At 62.8% G+C, this 24,200-nt stretch carries 20 protein-coding genes; 10 read left to right on the top strand and 10 right to left on the bottom strand.

Annotated features, from left to right (window positions below):
• Positions 1–367: 367 nt before the first annotated feature.
• The 3 genes from HXS66_RS02065 to HXS66_RS02055 all read left to right on the top strand — a co-directional run bounded on the left by HXS66_RS02065 (position 368) and on the right by HXS66_RS02055 (position 3,227).
• Positions 368–1,672, top strand: a complete 1,305-nt coding sequence (locus HXS66_RS02065) for a GGDEF domain-containing protein (protein ID WP_176502756.1) — start codon at positions 368–370, stop codon at positions 1,670–1,672.
• 97 nt (positions 1,673–1,769) lie between these two features.
• A complete protein-coding gene (locus HXS66_RS02060; RefSeq protein ID WP_176502755.1) occupies positions 1,770–2,378 on the top strand; it encodes a hypothetical protein in 609 nt (202 codons plus the stop codon).
• Between the two features lie 309 nt (positions 2,379–2,687).
• On the top strand, positions 2,688–3,227 hold the full coding sequence (locus HXS66_RS02055) for a glycine zipper 2TM domain-containing protein (RefSeq protein ID WP_084209110.1): 540 nt from the start codon (positions 2,688–2,690) through the stop codon (positions 3,225–3,227).
• A 191-nt stretch (positions 3,228–3,418) separates the two neighbouring features.
• Here HXS66_RS02055 and HXS66_RS02050 read toward each other — a convergent pair whose 3' ends face one another.
• The 8 genes from HXS66_RS02050 to HXS66_RS02015 form a co-directional block, all read right to left on the bottom strand.
• Complete coding sequence (locus HXS66_RS02050) at positions 3,419–4,114, bottom strand: membrane integrity-associated transporter subunit PqiC (RefSeq protein ID WP_176502754.1); 696 nt, start codon at positions 4,112–4,114, stop codon at positions 3,419–3,421.
• 11 nt (positions 4,115–4,125) lie between these two features.
• Complete coding sequence (pqiB, locus tag HXS66_RS02045; RefSeq protein ID WP_084209108.1) at positions 4,126–5,760, bottom strand: intermembrane transport protein PqiB; 1,635 nt, start codon at positions 5,758–5,760, stop codon at positions 4,126–4,128.
• Positions 5,757–7,184 (bottom strand): paraquat-inducible protein A, encoded by a 1,428-nt coding sequence (locus HXS66_RS02040; RefSeq protein WP_084209107.1) that lies wholly within the window; start codon positions 7,182–7,184, stop codon positions 5,757–5,759. The genes pqiB and HXS66_RS02040 overlap by 4 nt, the downstream gene beginning before the upstream one ends.
• Positions 7,185–7,493: 309 nt before the next feature.
• Positions 7,494–10,625, bottom strand: a complete 3,132-nt coding sequence (locus HXS66_RS02035) for an efflux RND transporter permease subunit (protein ID WP_176492971.1) — start codon at positions 10,623–10,625, stop codon at positions 7,494–7,496.
• 103 nt (positions 10,626–10,728) lie between these two features.
• Positions 10,729–12,024 carry an efflux RND transporter periplasmic adaptor subunit gene (locus HXS66_RS02030; protein ID WP_176502753.1) on the bottom strand — a complete coding sequence of 432 codons (1,296 nt, stop codon included), beginning with the start codon at positions 12,022–12,024 and terminating at the stop codon, positions 10,729–10,731.
• A 430-nt stretch (positions 12,025–12,454) separates the two neighbouring features.
• Positions 12,455–13,639 (bottom strand): ArsA family ATPase, encoded by a 1,185-nt coding sequence (locus tag HXS66_RS02025; RefSeq protein WP_176502752.1) that lies wholly within the window; start codon positions 13,637–13,639, stop codon positions 12,455–12,457.
• Positions 13,630–13,950: a cory-CC-star protein gene (locus HXS66_RS02020; protein WP_218015134.1), complete on the bottom strand. Its 321-nt coding sequence runs from the start codon at positions 13,948–13,950 to the stop codon at positions 13,630–13,632. Before HXS66_RS02020 ends, HXS66_RS02025 begins: the two co-directional genes overlap by 10 nt.
• A complete protein-coding gene (locus HXS66_RS02015; RefSeq protein ID WP_077372250.1) occupies positions 13,940–15,688 on the bottom strand; it encodes a carbon starvation protein A in 1,749 nt (582 codons plus the stop codon). The genes HXS66_RS02020 and HXS66_RS02015 overlap by 11 nt, the downstream gene beginning before the upstream one ends.
• A gap of 397 nt (positions 15,689–16,085) precedes the next feature.
• On the opposite strand from HXS66_RS02015, the gene coxB reads away from it, so the two are divergent.
• The 4 genes from coxB to HXS66_RS01995 are packed head-to-tail and all read left to right on the top strand — an operon-like array spanning position 16,086 to position 20,419.
• Positions 16,086–17,246, top strand: a complete 1,161-nt coding sequence (coxB, locus tag HXS66_RS02010) for a cytochrome c oxidase subunit II (protein ID WP_373996112.1) — start codon at positions 16,086–16,088, stop codon at positions 17,244–17,246.
• 30 nt (positions 17,247–17,276) lie between these two features.
• Positions 17,277–18,941 (top strand): cytochrome c oxidase subunit I, encoded by a 1,665-nt coding sequence (gene ctaD / locus HXS66_RS02005; RefSeq protein WP_077372253.1) that lies wholly within the window; start codon positions 17,277–17,279, stop codon positions 18,939–18,941.
• Positions 18,942–18,968: 27 nt separating this feature from the next.
• On the top strand, positions 18,969–19,562 hold the full coding sequence (locus HXS66_RS02000) for a cytochrome c oxidase assembly protein (RefSeq protein ID WP_176502751.1): 594 nt from the start codon (positions 18,969–18,971) through the stop codon (positions 19,560–19,562).
• Entirely contained in the window at positions 19,559–20,419 is an 861-nt protein-coding gene (locus tag HXS66_RS01995; protein WP_077372259.1) for a cytochrome c oxidase subunit 3, read from the top strand. The genes HXS66_RS02000 and HXS66_RS01995 overlap by 4 nt, the downstream gene beginning before the upstream one ends.
• 27 nt (positions 20,420–20,446) lie before the next feature.
• On the opposite strand, the gene HXS66_RS01990 is transcribed toward HXS66_RS01995, so the two are convergent.
• Positions 20,447–20,638 (bottom strand): DUF2909 domain-containing protein, encoded by a 192-nt coding sequence (locus HXS66_RS01990; protein WP_077372262.1) that lies wholly within the window; start codon positions 20,636–20,638, stop codon positions 20,447–20,449.
• On the opposite strand from HXS66_RS01990, the gene HXS66_RS01985 reads away from it, so the two are divergent.
• The 3 genes from HXS66_RS01985 to HXS66_RS01975 all read left to right on the top strand — a co-directional run bounded on the left by HXS66_RS01985 (position 20,637) and on the right by HXS66_RS01975 (position 23,600).
• On the top strand, positions 20,637–21,464 hold the full coding sequence (locus HXS66_RS01985; protein ID WP_255303055.1) for an SURF1 family protein: 828 nt from the start codon (positions 20,637–20,639) through the stop codon (positions 21,462–21,464). The two genes, HXS66_RS01990 and HXS66_RS01985, sit on opposite strands and share 2 nt — an antisense overlap.
• A 35-nt stretch (positions 21,465–21,499) precedes the next feature.
• Positions 21,500–22,096, top strand: coding sequence for a hypothetical protein (locus HXS66_RS01980; protein ID WP_176502750.1), 597 nt, complete (start codon positions 21,500–21,502; stop codon positions 22,094–22,096).
• A 301-nt stretch (positions 22,097–22,397) separates the two neighbouring features.
• Positions 22,398–23,600: a heme A synthase gene (locus HXS66_RS01975; protein ID WP_176502749.1), complete on the top strand. Its 1,203-nt coding sequence runs from the start codon at positions 22,398–22,400 to the stop codon at positions 23,598–23,600.
• A gap of 107 nt (positions 23,601–23,707) precedes the next feature.
• Here HXS66_RS01975 and HXS66_RS01970 read toward each other — a convergent pair whose 3' ends face one another.
• Positions 23,708–24,103, bottom strand: a complete 396-nt coding sequence (locus tag HXS66_RS01970; RefSeq protein ID WP_176502748.1) for a glutathione S-transferase N-terminal domain-containing protein — start codon at positions 24,101–24,103, stop codon at positions 23,708–23,710.
• Positions 24,104–24,200: the final 97 nt, after the last annotated feature.

The raw sequence follows: 24,200 nt of genomic DNA, 5'->3' as shown, positions 1-24,200 counted from the left end.
AGGTGGGCGGCATCGGATTGCGGCGCCTGTCGGCGAGACGTGATCAGGCTGGCTGTCATGCAGGAGTATCAGGCTGCCATTTGCAGGTGATGGCACCTCACTCACACTCTTGCCTGAAATCCTCTACGAGATGTGGCCCCTGGCGCAAACGCCAACAACGAAGACTTGGCACGTCCATATGCCTTTCCCGCGTCAAACGGCGACGTTATGTCACGTTATGCCCCCTTTCCTGCATGCCTTGAATGACGCGCATGGACTGTCGCCATCACGTTTCACACTCGAACGTGAGGTAGACTGGGAGCATTCAGACGGTATGAGATTCTCACACGGGACACATGGAAGGTGTCAGTTCAAAGAGGAAGGAATCATGGCGAAACCTGATCGCCGTCGGGCCGGGGAGAGGACCGGTCTGGCTGGGGTGAAGTGGCGTTGGCCGGCTCCAGGAGGGCTGGCTGAGCGGCATGCCGGGCTCTATCAATTGTTCATGTGGTGCTACATCAGTGCGCTGGGTTGCCACATCGGCTATTTCGCCCTGCTCAGCATGCAGCCCTACCCGCAGCCCGTCGTCGCCCAGGTGGTCGGGACCTTGCTCACCGTGGCTTCCGTCATCCTGCATCGCAGGGGACACCTGCAGACCGCGTTGTTGCTGCTGGTCGTGCCGGTATCGCTCAAGGCGTCATGGTGGGAGCACCAGTTCGGCGTGGGTGCGGGATTCGAGTACTACCACATCCTGTCGATCTTCTTCATCTGCATCGCGCCGATGGCGCGGATCACGCGTCTCTTGACCAGTGGCGGCCTGCTGATCTTCTATCTGATCGCCCAATCCCTGCCGGGGCCTGTCTACATCGGCTCCTATGAGTTCATGGCCACGGCCAGCATCGTCAATCTCGTGATCTGTGTCACCTTCATCGGCCTGGTGGCCATCGAGATGGGGTGGGAATCCGAGCGGCGCGAGAAGCGCTATCTGCTGGAGTTGCGCCATGATCAGCTGACGGGGGCCCTCTCGCGGCTTGCGCTCAGGGAGGAGGGCGCACGCATGCTTCAGGAGGACGGGCTGGGGGTGTTGATGATCGACGTGGATCACTTCAAGACGATCAATGACACGCATGGGCACGCCAGCGGTGACGATGTGCTGGTGGAGCTGACACGCCGTCTGAGTCATCACCTGCGCGGCAGTGATCTGCTCTGTCGCCAGGGGGGCGAGGAGTTCGTGGCATTGTGCCCCAGCAATGATCGCCAGGGGTTGCGACACGCAGCTGACCGGCTGCTGCAGTCCATCAACGGACGCGCCTTCGTGTTGAACAATGGCAAGCTGCTGCGGGTCACGGTCAGTATCGGCGTGGCCCAGGGAGGGCCGGCCACGGCAGCCGAGTCCTTGCTGCCGGAGCTGATCCGTCGTGCGGACCAGGCGATGTATCGCGCCAAGCGTACCGGTCGCAATCGGGTGGTGACGGCCTGGGACATGCTGGATGAACCCCGCAGCCAGACCGACGCGGCCGATATCCCGGCGACAGCACAAGCCACCGCCCCGATGCCGAGTCCTGCGTCATCCTCGTCAGAGATGCGTCTCTGTGTGGAGGGCTCCCAGCGCGAGACGCGACAGCAGGACACTCACGGCGAAGGTAGCTCCCATGTCGCCGGGACTGGATGCTATGGCTACAAACGTCCTTGAATCGCACCGCTCCCGATGACGGTCGCGCCACTTCCATGGCCGTGCCCGGGCAGCCCGGTGGCAAGACCCTTTCTGCGTATTCCGGAGATTGAGATTGATGATCGATACGAGTGGTGGACGCGCGGGGCGTCTCTGGCAGTGCCTGTTCATGACCGCAGCCTTGTTGACGGCAGAGATGACACTGGCGGCTCCTGCAACGACGCAGGACGGTGATGTGAAGGCCGGCCAGGCCAATGCCGCCGCGCCAGCTGTGGCGCCGGCCTTGCCAACGGCTGCCAAGGCCGGCAACAGCATCTATCGCTGCATGCTCGACGGTGTCCCCACCTGGCAGCAGCAGCCCTGTCATCAAGGGGATGCGCCGGTGGCGCTGGATGACTCCCTGACGTTGGTACCCGCTGCGCAAGGCGGGCCGGCAGATCTGGAGGAAGACGCCACCGCGGAGCGTCTCGAGCGCGAAAAGCAGCGGACTCTGGCGGCCCGTCAGGAGAGCCAGCGCCAATACCGGATTCGCTCGGCCATCAATGATGGCTATCTGGTGGAAGGCATGAGTGAGTCTCAGGCGGTGTCCCTGCTGGGCAAGCCCAGTGATGTCAGCGAGACCATCGCCGACAATCAGTCATGTCGCCTGCTCAGCTGGTGGGGAGATGTTCGTGTCCAGTTCTGCAATGACGAGGCTGTCTCCATCACCGCGACGCAGCGGGACTGACGACCTGAACCCCTGCTGGAAGGGGGCCGAGCATGCCTGGCTGCTTGAGTCTTTCGAATCGAGGCCCGGATATTCAATTATTTAGAATATTTGCATAATAGCGGCATCTTCTAGCGTCGATATGCCGTTATCGGGCTGGTTGTTGCTTTCTTGAGACAGCCGGGTGGTGAAGTTGCCACATTACCGAGTTTATCGAACAGTGTTAGATTACTCTCCGAACGCAGCGGCACGCCCCTCAAGTGTTATCCAGGGGCATGGCTGACTGGCCGACGAGCCAGGCTGCAACACTATTCGGTGAGGAGAACACGCATGAACAAGTCCATCCTGATTGGCGCGATCGTTGCTGCACTGGGCATTGGTGGTGGAGTGGCGATCGGCAGCTATACGGCCAGCAACTCAGGCCCTGAATACGCCGACATCGTGGCGGTGGATGCGGTGACGGAAACCGTGACCACCCCGCGTCAGGTATGCCACAACGAGACCGTGACCCATCAGGCGCCCAGCAAGGATACCCACAATGTCGTCGGCACTGCCGTCGGTGCGATCGTCGGAGGCGTGGTGGGCAATCAATTCGGCGGTGGCAACGGCAAGAAGGTATTGACCGCCGCTGGAGCCGTGGGGGGTGGCTATGCCGGCAACCAGATCCAGGGACAGATGAAGAAGGGTGATACCTACACCACGACCGAGCAGCGCTGCGAGACAGTGCAGGATGCCAGCGACAAGGTGGTGGGTTATGACGTCAAGGTCGACATGGGCGACGAGACTCGCACCGTGCGTCTTGAAGACAAGCCGGACGTGAAGCGCTTCGAGATTCGTGACGGTGAGCTGGTACTGCCACAGCAGGGCTGAGGCCAGATAGCCGAGCGGTCAGGCGTAGACGAAGAGCGTCGACAGGCGCGGCTCGATGAGTTCTCTCAAACGTTTCCCTCGATCGCTCTGCGCAATAGCCGCCAGACCAGAAGACCCCCGACGGAATCCGTCGGGGGTCTTCTGGTTTCTGGGCATCATACCGTGCCCCGTTCTGTCAGCCTGTCAGACCGTCAGCTGGCACCTGCCGTGGCCGGCAATGCCTTGGCGATCTCACGTGCCAACTGCTCGCCGGTCACACGCCAGCCTTCGCCCAGGCTGTTGACCAGTGCCGGATAGCCGTCATCCGTCAGTGGAGTCAGCGTCTGGATGTCGCCTTCCTCCAGCACGCTGCCATCCACGCCGCGCAGGCGCCAGCGACCGGTGATGACGGACTGGCCATCATGGCGACCGATGAAGCGATCCAGGCTGACGCTCAGGCGGGCACCCTTCAATCCGCTCAGGCTGGTATCCGCGATACGGTACTGGCTCAGCGGCTGGGCGGGGCTGGCTTTCAGCTGGTTCAGCAGCTGGCGGGTCAGCATGTCCTGCAGGTCATCGGCCCACAGGTTCTGGCTGGCCTGTACCAGGGTGATGTCGTCCGTCTGATAGACCAGACTGCCGCCTTCCAGATAGCTGGCCAGTTGCACCGGCATCACTTCCAGCAGGGGTGCATCGGCGGCAACGCTGCGCTGGGCAGCGGTCTGTGTCGTCTGTGGCAGCAGGTAAGCGCCACCAGTGGCGGCGGTCGTGCAACCCGCCAGTGTGCCGAGCATCAGCAAACCTGCCATCAGGCCGCCGAAGCGGCCCTTGCGCGACGTTGAAGTGCGCGGTGAGGCAGACGCGCTGCACGCTTGCGGCATGGCTGCCGTGCGGGTCGAGAGACTCATGGCTGTTGTCATCATTGGGCCCTCGGAATCGGATCACGGGTCGTCGGTTTGTCGAAGATCAGGCTTGAGGGATTCTTCTCCAGCGTGTCGAGCAGAGGCTCGGCCTTCTTGAGCACGCGGTCCAGGCGCTCGAGATCTCCCTCCAGCTTGCGATAGGCAGAAGACTCCGGTGTCAGGCCATCCAGGGTGCGATTGAGGTTGTCGAGGCTGGTGCTGATGTCGCTCGGCAGCTTCTGTACCTCATCGGAACCCAACAGGGCATCGACATGGCCGGCGGTCTTGTCGAGACGCTTCACCAGGCTCTCGGAGGCCGACAGGGTCTTGTTGAGATTGCCCAGCACCGGCTCGATGTCCAGGCCATTGAGCTTGTCGAGCAGCGCATTGAGCTTGGCTTCCATCTGCGCGAGGCCGCCTGACACGCTGGGCATGACCTCGATGTCATCGAAGGTATCGGTCTTGTACGGCGGTGGATTGTCATAGAAGTCCAGGTCGACGAACAAGGCACCGGTCAGCAGGTTGCCGGACTTGAGCGTCGCGCGCAGACCACGCTTGAACAGTCGCTCCAGTCGCTTCTCCCACTGCTTGACGCCTTCATCATCGACCTGACCCTCGAGGCGTTCCGGTTCGATGCGAATCAGCACGGGAATCTCGAAGCTGGAGAGCGTGCGTACCCGCTGATGGGTCAGGCGGTAGGGCACGCTGACCACCGTGCCCAGTCGCACGCCGCGGAATTCCACCGGTGCGCCACGCGACAGGCCGCGCACGGTGTCGTCGACCATGATCACGTAGTCGATGGCCTGATGGAAGCTGCCTTCACGGGCCTCTTCCTGATCGGAATACAGGGTGAAGGAGGTGTTCTCCACCACAGGGCGGCCACGCGGCAGGTCCTCGGGGATGCCGAAGGCGACCCCGCCGCTCAGTACGCTTTCCAGTGACCCCACGTCCACCTGAAGCCCCTGGGAGTCCAGGCGCAGGCTGACACCGCTGGTGGACCAGAAGCGCGTGGTCGAGGTCACCAGCTCGTTGTAGGGCGAGTCGATGTACAGGGTGTAATGCATTTCCTTCTCGCTGGGGCGGAACTCGCTGGATTCCACGCGCCCCACGACGAAGCCCTCGTAGGTCACGGGGTCGCCATCGGACAGCACGCTGCCATCATTGCTGGTCAGGTCGATGCGCAGCCCCTTGGCGTCCTGGGTCGTGACCGGAGGTTGCTCCAGCGCCACGAAGTGGTCGGCTTCCTCGCGACTGTCGCCGGGCTGCAGCTGGATGTAGGCGCCTGACAGCACGGTATTCAGACCACTGATGCCTTCGCGTCCGATACGCGGCTTGACCACCCACAGACGCGTGTCCTCATTGAGCATGCGCTCGCTGTCCTTGGACATGCGTGCCGTGACGATGGTCTTGTCGAGGTTGTCCGACAGGCGTACGGATTCGACCTTGCCGACCTCGACGTTACGGGTCTTGATCAAGGTCTTGCCGGCCTCGATACCTTCTGCCGTCTCCATCTCGATGGTGATCTGCGGGCCACGGCTGGCGATGTTGTGCCACACCATCCAGGCACCGATCAGCAATGCCACGATCGGGACGATCCAGATCGGCGAAAGACGGCGTCGGCTTTCACGACGCGCACGAGAGTCATCACTCATAGGTCATCCTGTGACGGTGAATCGATAGGGGAGGAAGCGGGGGAGACCTCACGTTCCTTGCTTGCCTGGAGAAGGCCGCTGGTCGCGACTCGCGCCTCCTGTGGCGTATCCCAGACAAGACGTGGATCAAAGCTCTGGGCGGACAGCATCGTGAGCACCACCACGCTGGCAAAGGACAGCGCTGCCGGCCCCGGGTGCACGGACATCAGGGCGCCCAGCTGGATCAATGCCGCCAGCAGCGCCACCACGAAGACGTCGACCATCGACCAGCGGCCGATGTACTCGGTGATGCGATAGAGCGTGACGCGCGCGCGGGCATGCTGGACCTGCGGGCGTTGCGCACTGAGACACAGCCAGGCGATGGCGATCATCTTGGAGGCCGGCACCAGGATGCTGGCAATGAAGATGACCATCGCGATGGGCCAGTCTCCGTGGGACCACAGCACCACGATACCGCCGGCGATGGTCTGCGGGTCGCTCTCGCCCAGACTCACGGTACTCATGATCGGGAAGAGGTTGGCCGGCAGATACAGTATCAGCGCCGCGATCAACCACGCCCAGGTACGTTGCAGACTATGTGTCTTGCGCTGATGGACCGGGTCGCCGCAGCGCCGGCAGTTGACGTGCTGGTCCTGCGTGCATTCATTGATCAACCCGCAGCTGTGACAGCTGCCCAGCCCCTGCAGCGCGGCCCCCAGCCCCGGTCTGGCTGTCTCCGGGGCCGGCGGCTCGCCCGCAAGGGCGAACCACATGCGATCACCGTCGATGCTGGCCAGGGTCTTGGTCATCAGCAGGGCGAAGGCACAGAAGGCCCAGAACGACGGGCCGAAGCTGATATCGGCCATGCCGGCGATCTTGACCAGACTCACCATCACGCCCACAAGGAAGACATCGGCCATCATCCAAGGGCGCAGATGGCTGAGCGTTCTGGCAATGCCGCGAATGCCGGGCAACGCCACCTTCAGGCCGATGGCCGTGTGGGTATAGATCACCCCGATCAGGTAGAGCGCCGGCAGCAGCACGATGGTCAGAATCAGCAGCACCGCCAGCGACGGATACGACTCTGCCGTCAGCGCCGCTGGCGTGTCCACCAGACTGAGGCTGGCGGAGATGCCGCGGGTGGCAAAGGCGATGAACTCGAAGGGCAGCGTCAGCCCCAGCATCACCAGGCACGCCGTCGCCAGTGCCAGGGTTCGCTGGACGGAATGGGCGTGGCGTTGGGCGAAGAGATGATCACAGCGTGGGCAGCGCGCCCGCTCGCCGGTCTTGAGCGCCGGAAGGGCCACGACCAGGTCACAGCATTCGCATGCGCGAAGTCGCCGCCGTGAGACGCTGCGCGTGACAGGCGCGAACAGTGTCGGCGGGTCACGTCTTTCCAGGGTATGGCGCGCAAGACGACGCAAGGCAGCTAGAGGACGAGGCATGTCTCTCCTGAATGAAGGGGCGCGTTGGCGCCATGCCGGATAAGGGCGAGTGGCGAGAATGACGGGGGCGAAGTCCGGGTGACTGGCGCCTGCCCCGGCGGCAGGCAAACACTGTTCGATACCTGCATGATGCCGCAAAACTCGCCTCGCACTCAATGCCCGCCAATGCGAAGCATCGCTCACGAGACATCACGGGCACCCGTGCCGTCATCGATCCACCAGACGCATGAACCGACACGCCGCCCGGAGAGGGCGGCGTGCAGGGCCATCACGCGAGGTGACGGCAATGAGGAAGCGTGCGATCAATGCTCAGACAAGATCGTCTTCCTGGCTTGCGGCTTCATGGGCCCGCTTGAGCTCTTTCGGCTCCCCGAACACGCGGCGAACCACCACATAGCAGACCGGCACCAGGAAGATCGCCAGTACCGTGGCCGAGATCATCCCGCCGATCACGCCGTTGCCGATGGCATGACGGCTGGCCGCACCGGCACCGGTCGAGATGGCCAGTGGCACGGCCCCCAGGGTGAAGGCCATGGAGGTCATCAGGATTGGGCGCAGACGCATGCGTACCGCTTCCATGGTGGCGTCGATCAGTGAGCGGCCCTGGACCTCGAGGTCCTTGGCGAATTCGACGATCAGGATCGCATTCTTCGCCGAGAGCCCGATGGTGGTCACCAGGCCGACCTGGAAGTAGACGTCATTGTCCAGGCCACGCAGCCAGGTGGCGAGCAGGGCGCCGAGGACCCCCAGCGGGACGACCAGCATGACGGAGAACGGAATGCTCCAGCTCTCGTAGAGCGCGGCCAGACACAGGAAGACGAAGACCAGCGAGATGGCATACAGATAAGGAGCCATGCCGCCACTCTGGGATTCCTGCAGTGAAATGCCCGTCCATTCCAGCGCGACGCCATTATCGAGCTGGCCGACCATGTCTTCCATGGCCTGCATGGCCTGACCGGTGGAGTAACCCGGTGCCGCCTGACCCAACAGTTCCATCGAGGAGACGCCATTGTAGCGTTCCAGCTGCGGAGACCCATAGGTCCACTCACCGTGGATGAAGGCGTTCAGTGGCACCATCTCACCAGAGGTGTTGCGGACGTACCACTTCTTGAGATCTTCTGGCTGCATGCGTGCGCTGGCTTCTGCCTGCACGTAGACCTTCTTGGTGCGGCCGTTGTCGAGGAAGTCATTGACATAGCTCGAGCCCCACGCCGTGGAGAGAGTCGAGTAGACCTCTGACAACGAGACGCCCATCGCTGTCGCCTTGAGCTCATCGATGTTGAGCGTGAACTGCGGACTGTCCTCCAGACCATTGGGACGCAGGCCGGTCACTGCTGGATTCTGAGCTGCCATTCCCAGCAGTTGATTGCGTGCATTGGTCAGCGCTTCATGGCCGATACCCCCTCGGTCCACCAGCATCATGTCGAAACCGCTGGCGTTGCCCAGTTCCATGATCGGTGGCGGGTTGATGGCGAAGACCACGGCTTCCTTCAAGGTGTTGAAGTAGCTCTGAGCTTGTCCGACCACGCTGAAGGAGTCACGAGTACGTTCATCCCAGGGTTTGAGGTTGATGAACGCCAGGCCCATGTTCTGGCCTCGGCCAGCGAAACTGAAGCCGGCGACGTCGAACATTTCCTGAACGGCATCTTCCTGATCGACGAGGAAGTGATGCTCGACCTTTTCCAGCGTCTCGAGCGTCTGTTCCTGAGTGGAGCCCACCGGCAGGATGACCTGATTGAACAGATAGCCCTGGTCTTCATCGGGCAGGAAGCCCGTGGAGATGCGAGTGAACAGTACCCCGCAGCCGACCACGATCAAGGCGTAGACCAGCATGGAACGGCCAGTGCGCTTGAGCATGCCACTGACGCCTTTCTGGTAGCGCGCGTTGGAGCGGTCGAAGACCCGGTTGAACAGCCCGAAGAAGCCGGTGGTCTTCTCCTTGGTCGGCTTCAGCAACGTGGCGCACAGGGCCGGTGTCAGGATCAACGCCACCAGCACGGACAACGTCATGGCCGAGACGATGGTCACCGAGAATTGACGGAAGATTGCCCCTGTGGTGCCGGGGAAGAAGGCCATCGGGATGAACACGGAAGACAGCACGAGACCGATGCCGACCAGAGCGCCGGTGATCTGTCCCATTGACTTGCGCGTCGCCTCGAGCGGCGAGAGCTTTTCCTCATGCATCACGCGCTCGACGTTCTCCACCACCACGATCGCATCGTCGACCAGCAGCCCAATCGCCAACACCATGGCGAACATCGTCAGGGTATTGATGGAGAAGCCCATCACTTCCAGCACCCCGAAGGTGCCCAGCAGAACGACCGGGACAGCGATGGTGGGGATAAGCGTGGCACGGAAGTTCTGCAGGAACAGAAGCATTACCAGGAAGACCAGCGCCACGGCTTCCAGCAGCGTCATCACCACTTCTTCAATGGAAATCTTGACGAAGGGCGAGGTGTCGTAAGGTACCTTGAAGCTCATGCCCGGGGGGAAGTAGTCGGACAGCTCACCGAGACGATCCTTGACGGCTTGTACGGTGTCCAGTGCGTTGGCACCCGAGGCGAGCTTGATGCCCAGCCCTGCAGCAGGCTTGCCATTGTAGCGGCTGACGGTGCTGTAGCTTTCCGCCCCTTTCTCGACACGGCCGACATCGCGCAGATAGACCTGAGAGCCATCTTCCTGTGTCTTGAGCAGAATGTTGCCGAACTGTTCCGGTGTCTCGAAGAGTGTCTGAGCCACGATGGTAGCGTTGAGCTGCTGACCCTTCACCGCCGGCAGGTTGCCAAGCTGGCCCGAGGCGATCTGGTTGTTCTGCGTGCTGATGGCCGTGGTGACATCGCTGGTGGTCAGCTTGAAGTTGTTGAGCTTCTGCGGGTCAAGCCAGACGCGCATGGCCCCCGGTGCGCCGAACAGTTGAGTTTCGCCCACGCCCTGAACGCGAGCTACCTCGTCCTGAATATCGGAGGCGACATAGTCGGTCAATTGCTGTTTGGTCATGCTGCCATCGTCAGAGACGAAAGCTGCCACCATCAGAAAGCTACCGGACGATTTGGTGACCGAGACACCCTGGTTCTGGACGGATTGCGGCAGGCGCGGGGTAGCCAGCTGCAGCTTGTTCTGCACCTGCACCTGAGCGATGTCGGGATCGGTGCCAGTGTCAAAGCTCAGCTCGATGCTGGCATTGCCCTGGGAGTCTGAACTCGAACTCATGTACAGCAGATTGTCGATGCCGTTCATCTGCTGCTCGATGACCTGAGTCACCGTATCTTCTACCGTCTGGGCTGAAGCGCCGGAGTAGGTGGCCTGAATGGTAATGCTGGTCGGGGCCAGCGAGGGATATTGCTCGATCGGCAGCTTGAGGATACTGAAGATACCCCCCAGCATCACGATGATGGCGAGCACCCAGGCGAAGATAGGGCGATCGATGAAGAATCTGACCATGACGTTTGAGGCTCCTGGAACGTCGTTCGGGACGTGCCGCCAGTCAGGCGTGATACGCATAGCTCAGTGACTGGCGACAGTGGCGCGAAAAGAGGCGGCAGGCTTACTGGCGATTGCCAGTCCCGGCCGGTTCACTTTCCGAGGAGTCGCTGGCCGCAGTCTCGGACTGAGCCGAGCCATTCTGGTCAGTGCTCGTCTCGTTGGCAGCGATCTTGACCGTGGCACCCGGCTTGATCTTCTGCAGTCCGCTGACAATGACCTTGTCATTGTTGTCGAGGCCATTGGTCACCAGCCACTGATTGTCGATGGCCTGACCGATCACTACCTGCTTGGCTTCGACCTTGTTGTCAGCATTGACCGTCATCACGCTCGCATTGCCTTTGCTGTCACGACTCACGGCTTTCTGCGGAACCAGAATGGCATCCCTGGCCACCGTCTCCGTCAGGCGGGCGCGCACGAACATGCCGGGCAACAACAGCTCGTCCTCGTTGGGGAACAGAGCGCGCAGCGTGACCATGCCGGTACCTTCATCGACGGTGATATCCGCAAACTGCAACTTGCCCTGAGTGCCGTATACGCTGCCATCTTCCATTACCAGTTCCACCGATGCTTGAGCCGGTGCTGCGGCGGCATCGCGATTCTCGGCCAGTTCACGCTTGAGGCGCAGAACTTCGGTAGCGGACTGGGTCACGTCAACATAGATGGGGTCGAGCCGCTGGACCGTTGCCAGGCTGGTGTCCTGGCTTGCCGTGACCAATGCGCCCTTGGTGACGCTCGACTTGCCGATACGACCGCTGATGGGGGCCTTCACCACGCTGTAATCCAGATTGATCTGGGCGCTGGTTAGGGCAGCCTTGGCAGAGGCGACATCGGCGCGATCCTCGCCGACGGTCGCCACGGCATCATCATAATCCTGTTGGCTGACCATCTTGCGTGCCACGAGGTTCTTGAAGCGCTTGGCCTTGAGGCTGGAGGTGTTGAGGCTCGCCTCGGCACGCGCCAGACTCGCCTTGGCGCTCTCGACATCGGCGCGATAGGTGCGTGAATCAATGTGATAAAGCGCCTGCCCCTCCTTGACGTCACTGCCTTCGGTGAAGTCACGCGATTCGATGATGCCTCCCACCTGCGGACGTACTTCAGCGATCTGATAGGCGCGCGTGCGGCCCGGCAGCTCGGTGGTGATAGGCACATCCTGCGTGGTGACGGTAATGACATCGACCTGAGCGGCCTGGCTTGCACCTGCGGCGGGGCCTTGGGCAGCCTCTTCCTTGTCGCCGCTACAACCGGCCAACAGGGCACCGATCAGCAGCAGGCTTGCCGGAAGCAAGCCAAGGCGGCGGGCATTGACGGCCAAGGGTTGTCTCTGCAGGCGGGGTAGACGGAGGGAAGTCGGGGCCATGGAGCGTCCTTTACGAAGTTCAGGGGCTGAGGTGCGTTTCAATCGTCACACCCTGGCCCGCCGCGGGTGCGGCACGCCAAGGCAATGGTGTCATGATGAGAAAAATATTTAGCCAGCTATTCTATCGGAATGGCGAGGCGGCTGTATGGTTGTTTTGTGCAGTTATTGCGCATCGTGCTGCAACAGATTGTTGCCAGGTGATCAGCACCTTATGTTCAGGCTTGCATGATCCTGGCAATACCTTTCTCTTGCCATCATGTGGATCGTTCTCATGCATTGCCCCACTCTAGCTTCGTGAGACATGAGGCGGTGACAGCCCATCCTATGCGTCAATGGTGCATAAGTTAGCAGATAGAGGTGTATGAATGCTGAACCACTGCGCACCGGGAAGAAATTTTGCCCGAAGGGCGTGGCGCGGTGATCGAGCATCTCATTCAGGGAGGCAGTGCCAGGAAGGTGTCGATGAGGAGTTGTGAGACCACGGCCGGAACGTCGAGAGTGCCGTGATCAGGGGGCCTAGGCTCTCCCTGTCTTCCGGCAGACGTGACTGACGTGACAGGCGCAGGCAGGGGCGATCAGCGAAGGCGTCCTCCAGTCTGGCCGCCCACTGGTACTGCTGCTCACGCCAGCTCGTGATCCAGTCGGCCTGTGCTTCCCCGGAGGAGGGCGAGCTTGCGCCCGAGACCTCTGACGGGGCATCCGGCAGGCATTGATTGATGATCAGGCCGCCGACGCAGAGCCCATGGCTTTCCAGTGCCTCGCGCGTACGGAGCGTCTCCAGACAGGGCAGCTTCTCTGGCGTACTGACCAGGATGACGCGCGCCCGGCTGGCATCCGTCAGGCACCGACGCAGCGCTTTGTAGCGGGTACGACGTTGCTCCAGCGCTTCGCTGATCGGGTCTTCGGGGGCAGAAGATCCGGTCTCGCTGGCGGTGGCTGTCTGCTGGCTGTCCAGCCACAGGCTGCGCTCCGCGACGGCTCGCCGGCGCTGGCCCAGCATGCCTTCCAGCCAGCCGCCCAGCACCTCCGGCAAGCTCAGCAATCGGATGGTATGCCCGCTGGGAGCCGTATCGAACAGGATGTGTCGATACGATGAGTTGTCCGGTGCCAGTGGGGCCGGCGGGGTGAGGATGATCTCGACCAGCGCATCGAAGAGCGCCGCTTCACTGGTGCCCGGTGCATGGCGTGCGAGTGCCAGCTGGCGCATCACCGTGGCGCTGCGCTCCCCGCTGACCAGTGGCGCGATGCGTTGGCGTACCTCCTCGAGATAGCGCTCGCACTCCTGTTCGGGGTCCAGCTCCATCACATCCAGGCACGCCGCGATGGCGCGCGGTCTGCCTCCCAGATCTCCGAACAGATCGCCCAGATTGTGCGCCGGGTCCGTCGACACCAGCAGTGTCGGCTCGCCTTTCTCTGCCAGCGCCAATGCCTGCGCCGCCGCGCAGCTGGTCTTGCCGACACCGCCCTTGCCACCGAAGAACCAGATCTCGGGGCGGGGGGCGGCGCCTTCCTCTTGCGTATCACGCACCCTGCCGGGGTCGGAGCGGCCTTCGGCTGCATGCGTGCGTCGGGTCCCATCCTGTCGGCGACGCCGCCTGAGCCAGTTCAGCAGCATTTGATCCCTTCCAGCGGTGAATGCTCAAGCCCCTGGCGCAGGTGCCAGTCGTGCATGCGCTCCAGCATCAGCGGCAGCATTTCCAGTGAGACGGCGGGTGCCGGATTGGGGATTCCCATCAGCTCGGCGAAGCTCATCATCATGAAGATGTCTTCCTCCTCGCGGGCGAGCTGCGCCAGGTCACGTTGCTGATTGACGCGCAGCATGGCCTCCCAGCCATCCCGCAGCCCTGCGGCACCTGTCAGCAGGCGCCTCGTCAGTACGGGGTGTCGTGGCGAGCGTGCCATGCGGGAGTCGTCATCAGCTCTCATGGGCGCTCACCTGGGCGGGTGCCTTCAGGCTGCGGCTGGCCTCCAGCAGAATCCACAGCGCGAACACCATGATCAGGCTGCCGAAGGTGAACAGCAGCCATTGCGGGTCGTTGCTGCCCATGCCGGACCAGTCCAGGACTACCTGCTGCACCATCGCCCACAGGGTCATGATCATCAGGAAGACCATCGGAGCCAGGGTGTAGATCACCGGGCGTCCCTGACGCTTGAGCCAGACCGAGATCAGCATCAGCGAGATCCCTGCCAGCAGCTGGTTGCTGGTCCCGAACAGCGGCCACAGCAGATAGCCGCCGGAACCGAAGCCCTTGGGCCCCTGCGGCAGGATGACCAGCGCGGCGCTGGAGATGACCGCGATGCTGGTCGCGACGTGCTTGTGGCTGAGTGCCGGCATGCCGTACTCGCTGCCCAGCTCCGCGATGATGTAGCGCATCAGACGTACCGCGGAATCCAGTGTGGTGGCCGCGAAACTCACCACGATGACCGCCACCAGGGTACTGCCGATGCTGGCCGGCAGGCCAAGGTGCGAGATCAGCTGTCCTGCACCCTCCACGAAGCTGGAGAGCCCGTTGGCACCGGCGGCGGCGAAGCTTGAATAGGTGGCGGTGAAATCGGCCTGGGTCCCGAAGAGGGTCGCTACCGCGATGATGGAAATCAGCGCCAGCATGCCTTCGCCCAGTGCGCCGGTGTAGCCGATCATGCGTGCATCCGGCTCATGGGCAAGCTGCTTGGAGGTGGTCCCCGAGGCGACCAGTCCATGGAAGCCCGAGATCGCGCCGCAGGCGATGGTGATGAACAGCAGCGGATAGAAGGACATCTCGGCTTCGGTGTTGTAGGCCGGCGCCGTGAGATGTGGGCCGCCCACGGCGAGCCCCAGATACAGCAGCACCAGCCCGACCACCAGCTGATGGGAATTGATGGTGTCGCGCGGTTGCAGCAGCTTCCACACCGGCAGCACCGAGGCGATGTAGACATAGGCCATCAGCACGACGATCCACACCAGGAAGGCACTGGAGATCGGTGAGAGGCCGAACAGCAAGGTGCCATCCTCGCCGCCTGCCATGGCGGTGAAGGTGCCGGCCAGATCAATCTGCAAGAATTCGTACTGGCCGGCCAGCAGGGCAGCGGCATACATCACCAGCAGCGCCAGTATCGAGGGCAACAGCATCTTGCCGCCACGCCGATAGACACGATGGCCGATCCAGACCGCCAGCGGAATCTGGATGAGCACCGACAGCACGCTGGCCGGGAAGTTGATGAACAGGTTGGCGATCACCCAGGCGAACACCGCGTTCAGCATCAGCACCAGAATCAGGATGATGAACAGGAACAACAGCTTGGCGCGCTTGCCGATCAGCTTGTCCGCCAGCGTGCCGATGGACTGGCCGCGATGACGCGCCGAGAGCGTCAAGGTACCGAAGTCATGGACTCCCGCGGCAAACAGGCTGCCCAGCACGACCCACAGCACCGCCGGCAGCCAGCCCCAGTAGACGGCGATCGCCGGCCCGACGATGGGCGCTGCACCGGCGACCGAGGTGAAGTGGTGGCCCCAGAGTATCCAGCGATTGGTCGGCAGGTAGTCGGTGTCATCGCGCAGCGCATGGGCGGGAGTCACGTAATCGGGGTCGAGACGGAAGATGCGTTCCGCCAGAAAGCGCGAGTAGAAGCGATAACCGATGGCAAAGGCGAGACAGCCGAACAGGGCGAGCCAGATGGCGTTCATGGGGCGTTCCAGTAGGCGTGTGAGTGGGGTGACGGCAATGCATGGCGTGTCATCGGCGTGACGCTAACATCTATGTTTGCGCATATAACTTCGCCATTGGTCGCCCCGGGCTGACCCGACGTGGACCCTGTCTGCAAGCGCAGGCAAGCAGGTGGAATACACGCGGTGCGTGGAGACATCGCGGAAGTCGCCCGGGGCCCTGCCGGCGCTTGTCTGGTGGAACCGCGTAGCCGCTGTTGCACTTCCTCGCCTTGCGACCAAGGAGTATCAGTGGGTTGATCCACGCGACCTTGTGTTCCGCCCAGCTCTTCTATACTCCAAGCAAGTCGGAGCACAGGGAGTCGCTCATTGCCGTCATCCGGATGAGGCTCTCGATAACAATGACAAGGAGGCGCCGATGTCGTGGATCGCGGAATGCCTTTCCCGTGTCACCGCACTCCGGTGGCGGCGCTCGTGGCGCCCGTTGACGGCGGTGTCACTGATGGGGCTCGTTCCCGCGGCATGGGGAGTCGAATACAACATGCCGGTCGGCGTCACGGCCGTCAGTCGCGAGATCCACTCCCTGCACATGATCATCTTCTGGATCTGTGTGGTCATCGGGATCGTGGTGTTCGGTGTGATGGGGTACGCGATGGTCAAGCATCGCAAGTCGCGTGGTGCGGTCGCGGCCAGCTTCCACGAGAACACCCGCATCGAGATTCTATGGACCGCCATCCCGTTGCTGATCCTGGTGGTGATGGCAGTCCCCGCCACCGCCACCCTCAAGGACATGTACGACGCCTCCGAATCGGCGCTTGACGTGAAGATCACCGGGCACCAATGGCGCTGGCAATATGAGTATCTGGGCGAGGATGTCGCCTTCACCTCAAGTCTCGCGACCCCGCGCGAGCAGATCAACAACACCGCCGCCAAGGGCGAGCATTACCTGCTGGAAGTCGACAATCCGCTGGTGCTGCCCATCAATCGCAAGGTGCGCTTCCTGACGACGTCCTCCGATGTCATCCACTCCTGGTGGGTGCCGGACTTCGGCGTCAAGAAGGACGCCATCCCCGGCTTCATCAACGAGGCCTGGACCCGCATCGAGACACCCGGCACCTATCGCGGCCAATGCACCGAGCTGTGCGGGAAGGACCACGGTTTCATGCCGGTGGTGGTCGAGGCGCTGCCGGAGGCCGAATTCGACGAGTGGCTGATCGCACGCAAGGCCGAGGCCGAAGCGTCACGCAATGATGCCGGACGCGACTGGAGTCTCGAGGAGTTGATGGAGAAGGGCGAGAAGACCTACGCCACCATCTGCTCCGCCTGTCACCAGCCGGATGGACAGGGCATGCCCCCGGCATTCCCCTCATTGGTGGGGAGTGCCATCGTCACGCAGGACATGCAGGCGCACATCGATATCGTGGTGAACGGCAAGGCAGGCACGCCCATGGCGGCCTTCGCCGATGTGCTCAGTCCGGTCGAGCTTGCGGCTGTCATCACCTATGAGCGCAATGCCTGGGGCAACGATACCGGCGAGCTGGTACAGCCAGCCGTCATCAAGGAACAGCTGTCTCAATAGCGTGCAAGCGACGCATTCAGGAGGCGTGTCATGGCCAGTGAACAGCCACGCAAGGCGGTACTTCAGGCCAGCGAGAGCGAGGGGACCGCCGGCGGCTATTCCGCAGGCGGCTCCCGTGCGGGAGGAGGCCATGGCACCGCGCCGCGCGGCATGCTGCGCTGGCTATTGACCACCAACCACAAGGATATCGGCACGCTCTATCTGATCTTCTCGCTGAGCATGCTGTTCATCGGCGGCATCATGGCACTGGTGATCCGTACCGAGCTCTTTCAGCCCGGCCTGCAGATGGTGCAGCCGGAGTTCTTCAACCAGATGACCACCATGCATGGGCTGATCATGGTGTTCGGTGCCATCATGCCGGCCTTCACGGGACTGGCCAACTGGATGATTCCGCTGCAGATCGGCGCCCCTGACATGGCGCTTCCGCGTCTCAACAACTTCAGCTTCTGGCTGTTGCCGGTCGCCTTCCTGCTGTTGCTTTCCACCCTGTTGATGGAGGGCGGGGGTCCCAACTTCGGCTGGACCTTCTACGCACCGCTTTCCACCACCTATGCGCCGCCCTCGACCAGCTTCTTCATCTTCTCGCTACACATCGCCGGCATCAGCTCGATTCTCGGCGCCATCAACATCATCGCCACCATCCTCAATCTGCGTGCGCCGGGCATGCGCCTGATGGACATGCCGCTGTTCGTCTGGACCTGGTTGATCACCGCTTTCCTGCTGATCGCGGTGATGCCGGTGCTGGCGGGTGCCATCACCATGATGCTGTTCGACATCAACTTCGGCACCAGCTACTTCAATGCCGCAGGCGGGGGAGACCCGGTGCTGTTCCAGCATCTGTTCTGGTTCTTCGGCCATCCCGAGGTCTACATCATGATCCTGCCGGCCTTTGGCATCGTGTCCGCCATCGTGCCGACCTTCTCGCGCAAGCGATTGTTCGGCTACGCCTCGATGGTCTACGCCACCGGTTCCATCGCCATCATGTCCTTCCTGGTCTGGGCGCATCACATGTTCGCCGTCGGCCTGCCATTGGTGGCGGAACTGTTCTTCATGTACACGACGATGCTGATCGCGGTGCCGACCGGCGTGAAGGTCTTCAACTGGATCGCCACCATGTTCCGCGGCTCCTTAAGCTTCGAGCCCCCGATGCTGTTTGCCATCGCCTTCATCGTCCAGTTCACCATCGGCGGCTTCTCGGGGTTGATGCTGGCCATCGCGCCAGCGGATTTCCAGTATCACGACACCTATTTCGTGGTGGCCCATTTCCATTACGTACTGGTGCCCGGCGCGTTGTTCGCGATTCTCGCCGGGGCCTATTACTGGCTACCCAAGTGGACTGGCTTCTATCCCCACGAGGGGCTCTCGAAATGGCATTTCTGGATGTCGGTCATCGGCGTCAATCTCACCTTCTTCCCGATGCACTTCTCGGGGCTGGCCGGCATGCCACGGCGCATTCCGGATTACGCGCTGCAATTCGCCGACTTCAACATGCTGTCCAGTATCGGGGCCTTCCTGTTCGGTATCTCGCAGCTGCTGTTCCTGGTCGTGATCATCAAATGCGCGCGCGGCGGTGTCAGGGCGCCGGCCAAGGCCTGGGAAGGGGCGGTGGATCTTGAGTGGAGCGTGCCAAGCCCGGCACCGCTGCATACCTTCGAGATACCGCCGCAGACCCGCGATGGTCAGATCATCCGCTGAGCGATAGCCAGCGGCCAGGAGAATGACATGTCCTCACGCGATCACGCAGCACAGCAACAGGCGGTGGCACGTACCGTGCGGCGCACGCTGCTGGCGCTGGTCGGGATGCTGGGCTTCGCCTTCGCGCTGGTGCCGCTCTATGACGTCTTCTGCAATCTCACGGGCCTCAATGGCAAGGCCGCCAGTCAGGCCAGGGCTGCGGTGGCCATGGAGATCGACGAGAGCCGTTGGGTCTCGGTGCGCTTCATCACCCAGCAGGGACAGGGTCTGCCCTGGACACTCGAGGCGCTGGATGAGCAGTTCCGCATCCACCCCGGTGGCCAGTACCGCGCACGCTTCGTGTTCACCAATCACGCCGATCATCCGGTGCGTGGTCGTGCGGTCCCCAGCGTCAGTCCTGCCGAGGGCTCGCTGCATCTGCGCAAGATCATGTGTTTCTGCTTTCAGGAACAGACGCTGGCGGCGGGAGAGCGGCGTGAGTTGCCGCTGGTCTTCCAGGTGGACCCGGATCTCCCCGAGGGCATTCGCGACCTGACGCTGGCCTATACCCTTTACCCGGTCGCGATGCCGTCGATGCCGGCGGGCGACCTGGCAGAGAACTCTGCAGGAGGTGAACGATGAGCGGTGGCAGCTATTACGTTCCGGCACACAGTGCCTGGCCCATCCTCGGTGTGCTGGCCGTGGGTGGGATGATGATCGGCACGGGAATCTGGATGGTGCATGGCAGCGCCGCCTGGTTGTCAGGCATCGGCATGCTGGCCGTGGTGCTGGTGATGGCAGGATGGTTTCGCGATGTCGTTCGCGAGTCGATGGGCGGCCTTTACGACGATCAGATGGACCGCTCGTTTCGTTGGGGCATGGCGTGGTTCATCTTCTCTGAACTGATGTTCTTCGCAGCCTTCTTCGGCGCGTTGTTCTACGTACGAACTTTCGCGTTGCCATGGCTGGATGGCGAGGGTGCCAAGGGCGTGACGGCCCTGTTGTGGCCTGATTTCACGGCCAGCTGGCCCTTGATGAATCCGCCGGATGCCAGCATTGCCGGACCGAAGGAAGTGCTGTCCCCCTGGCAGTTGCCGCTGGCCAATACGCTGCTGCTGGTCAGTTCCAGTGTCACCCTGACGGTGGCCCATGAGGCGCTGAAGATGGGATATCGCCGCACGGCGCGCAACTGGCTGGCGGGTACCGTGACGCTTGGGGTGTGCTTCCTGCTGTTGCAGGGGCTCGAATATTACGAGGCCTGGCATCATCTGGGGCTGACGCTTCAAGCCGGTGTCTATGGCGGTACCTTCTTCCTGCTGACCGGCTTTCATGGCCTGCATGTCACCATCGGCACCGTGATCCTGATCGTGATGCTGGTTCGGGTGATTCGCGGTCATTTTTCCCGCGAGCGCCATTTCGCCTTCGAGGCGGCTGCCTGGTATTGGCACTTCGTCGATGCGGTGTGGATCGGCCTGTTTCTGTTCGTCTACGTGTTCTGAGGCAGGCCGAAGAGCGTCGAGCGCGAGTCAGTTCAGCATTCCGGTGGAGAAGCCCATGACCAGCAGAATCACCAGACAGACCGCCAGGCCCACTCGCCACTTGAGAGACGTCAGCAGGCGTCGACTGCGGCTGCCGTCGTGTAACAGAAAGCCGGCTCCGGCGATGAGACTTGCCAGCATGCCGACGAAGACCAGCGCGATCAGCGATTTGAGCAGCATGTCACCTCCCGGGGCGCAGACGTTGTCAGGCGAGGGCAAGGATCTCGCTCGCCCCGTATCTGACAGTCGAGCCCATCCGACGGACAAGCGCAAGTCGGCGATGACAGCGCTGGCGTCACCGGAGGCGCCGCAGGAGCGATGTGTCGGGCGTGGCTGGTGGCTGTTCTGGGGATGCCTGATCGTGCTGGGCCTGTGTCTGTGCAGCTGGCAGGTGATGCGTGGCCAGGCGCGAGCCCAGCATCTGGAAGATACGGCCAGTGCGCCGGAACTGGTGATGCCGACGGCACCGCCAGCGAGTGCCAGCCTGATCGAGCTGCAGGGCGAGTGGCTCGCGGAGCACAGCCTGTTACTGGATAACCGGACGTTGGACAAGCGCCATGGCGTGGCGGTGCTCACGCCTTTCAGGTCCCGGGATGGCCGCTGGTGGCTGGTGGAGCGGGGCTTCGTGGCATCGCCAGCGCCACGTGCGGACCCGGAGTTCACCACCCCTGAAGGCTCTCTGGTGATCAGGGGTCGCTGGCAGTGGTTGAACGGCCAGGGGACCAGCGGTGGGCCACTGTTCGGCCCCAACCGGGAGGGGCAGCGGTTGCAGCAGGTGGATCTGAGTGCCTGGAAGGCGCTTGGCGCTCCGGCGTTTGCCGGCATCGTGCATCAGACCGGCGGTGCGGGAAGGTTCTTGCCCTGGTGGCAGCCGAGCAACATGACGCCTGAGCGCCATTACGCCTACGCCCTGCAGTGGCTGGGGCTCAGTCTCGGTGCGGCGGTGGTGATGATCGTGGGCGCGCGCCGCCAACGACAGGCCGCGCTGCGTCAGCGCCAGGTCTAGCGAGTCAAGGGACGTCTTGCTCTGGAGGAGGTGGTATGACACACGTGATGCGACAGCGTCTGAAACTCGTGGCATTGCTGGGGTTGCTGTCTGCCCCGTTGCCATTGGCGTGGGCCATGCTGAGTGTGCAGGTGGGGATACCCGAAGGGCGGGTGGCGAACGGCGCCTTGCTGCCGGACGTGATGCCGCTGCAGGACTGGTCACTGGAGTATCTCGTGAGTGCATCAGCCCCGCGACAGCTCGAGGATGACAGTGGCATGCCGCCCAGAGCCGCTCAGGGCGCGGATGAGCAGCGTTTCTGGCTCAGCTGGCCGGAGCCGGGGCGGTCGGAGCTTGCCACGGCGCAGGCCGAACGTTGGTGGCGTCTGCACCGCGCCCTAGGCAAGGAGGCGCCGCGGCTGGGGCGTCTAGTGGTGGCCGAGCAGTCCTTTCAGCATCCCCAAGTACCGGGGGAGCAGCGTGCGCTGGGCCATTGGCCTTCGGCGAATGGCCCAGCGGCCTCGCCACAGCCGTTGCGCTTGATCGACCCACAGGGGCGAGTCGTGGTGGCATACGGCCCCGAGATCACACCGCAGGCCGTCATGAAGGATGTGCGCCGATTGCTCAAGCGCAATCCGGCTGCGCCGCGCTGAGCTGAGCGTGTGATGCGTCGATCACTCGCTCGCCCCTAGCTCTCCAGCAGGGAGATACGCCATGTCTCGCCTTGTCTCGCACCCGCGCTACCCTCTACGTCCCCGTGTCAGCGCGCGCGCCCGTCAGCGCGGTGCCGCGCTGATACCCCCGCCGCCGTTCCTGCGTCCCTCAACCTCTGCCACTTCGCTGACAGGGCATCCTTTGTCTGGGAGTGTGCCGGGAATCACACCGCTGACCGCTGCTGATGACTCGATGGCCCGGCAGGCAGTCAGTCAGACAGACCTCCTGCGTGTGTGGCGGATGGCTCGGCAGCTGGTCGCCGGCATGCTGGGACTGGTCATTCTCGTGATCGGTCTCGGGGCCTGGACGCGTCTGGTGGATGCCGGCCTGGGATGCCCCGATTGGCCTGGCTGTTATGGCGCTCTGGTGGTGCCGGATGCGCACACGGCAAGCTTGCATAGTCCTCACCACCCGCTGGAGGGTTACAAGGCATGGGCAGAGATGATTCACCGCTATGCGGCGAGCCTGCTCGGGCTGGCATCACTGGCTTTGCTCGTGCTGGGCTGGCGTGTCCGGCGGCGTGAGCGCCGCCTGCGGCTTACCTGGTCGGCGGCAGGCATGCGTCATCTGGCGCTGGACATGGCTACCTGTTTCCCGCTGGCAGGGTGCTGGCTGTTGCTGGCGGCATTGCTGATACAAGGTGCCTTCGGCGCCTTTACCGTCACGCTGAAGCTTTGGCCACAGGTGGTGACGTTGCATCTGTTGGGCGGCCTGGGCGTGGCGAGTCTGCTGCTGTTGCTGTGGTTGTCACTGACGCGACGACTGGCGGCGCGTGGCGCGAGAGCAACGCTGCCCAAGGCGGCGGACGATCACGGGCATCGTGTCTTGCGTCAGCCGTGGCTGGCCACGCTGGCAGCGGCACTGTTGCTTGGACAGCTGGCATTGGGAGGCTGGACCTCGAGCAATTATGCCGGACTCGCCTGCGAGGGTTTCCCCACCTGCAATGGCTCGCTATGGCCGGCGATGGATTGGGGAGAGGGCTTCCATCTGTCTCAGGATGTCGGCCCGAGCTATCTGCACGGACAGCTGCATGGGGAGGCGCGTACCGCCATCCATCTGGCGCATCGCGGTGGAGCGGTGTTGCTGGGCGCAGTGCTGCTGATGCTCTACTGGCGCCAGCGGCGTCATGTGCAATCCGGGCATCCCGAGGCCGTCCTTCCATCGCGACCTTCCTCTTCACTGGCACGCCCGCTGGCGAGGCTGGCGGGCGATAGGCGCTTCATGACCACGGGGACGCTCAATCCCTGGGGCTGGGCGCTGGCAGCCTGGGGCCTGCAGGCCGCGCTGGGGATCGCCAATGTGCTGTGGTGGCTGCCACTGGACCTGGCGCTGGCGCACACCCTGGGGGCCGTCATGCTGACATTGGCGATGGTGTGGGCGATGGATCGGATGAGCCAGGCTCACCGGGTTAAGCGGACGGGAATGTGTCAGACGCTGGCCTGAACGGCATGCTGATGACTGTCCCGCTGACGCAACGACGCCGCTCATGAGAGCGGCGTCGTTTTGTTTGCCAAGGCGCACCTCGGGCGGTCTCGAGACTTGCGAGAGTCTCAGGCGGCGTGACCGAAGCGTTCCTGCAGATAGGCATTGATGGTGTCGGATTCGTACATCCATTCCTCGCGGCCATCGTCATGGGTGATCAGCAGGCACGGCACCTTGACGCGACCGCCACCCTGTTCGAGGGCCTGGCGGTGAGTGGCGTTGTGCTGGGTGTCGCGCTGCTCGATGTTCAGGTTCAGCTGATGCATGCGTTTGCGCACCTTGATGCAGAACGGGCAGGTCGAGAACTGATACAGCGCCAGCCTGGCGGTCTCGGCGTCCACCTCGGCCTGCTGGGCGGGGCTACGCTCGAGCGCGCTGCCACGGGTCAGCTTTTCGCTGATCAGCATGAAGGGGGCCAGTACCAGTCGCAGAGTGCGGAAGAACAGGCGGATGATGGGGCGCATGGAAATACCTCGTGTACAGGCGGATGGTGATATGAGGTGAGTGCTTGCGCGTCGGGCCAAGCCTTGGTGGAGGGCTGGACGACGCTTGCACTGCGCT

Origin of the sequence: Cobetia sp. 5-11-6-3 (genome assembly GCF_013374055.1) — a bacterium.
GTDB classification, from domain to species: domain Bacteria; phylum Pseudomonadota; class Gammaproteobacteria; order Pseudomonadales; family Halomonadaceae; genus Cobetia; species Cobetia marina.
The sequence above is the reverse complement of the archived record's forward strand: the minus strand, read 5'-3'. Positions and strand labels throughout refer to the sequence as shown.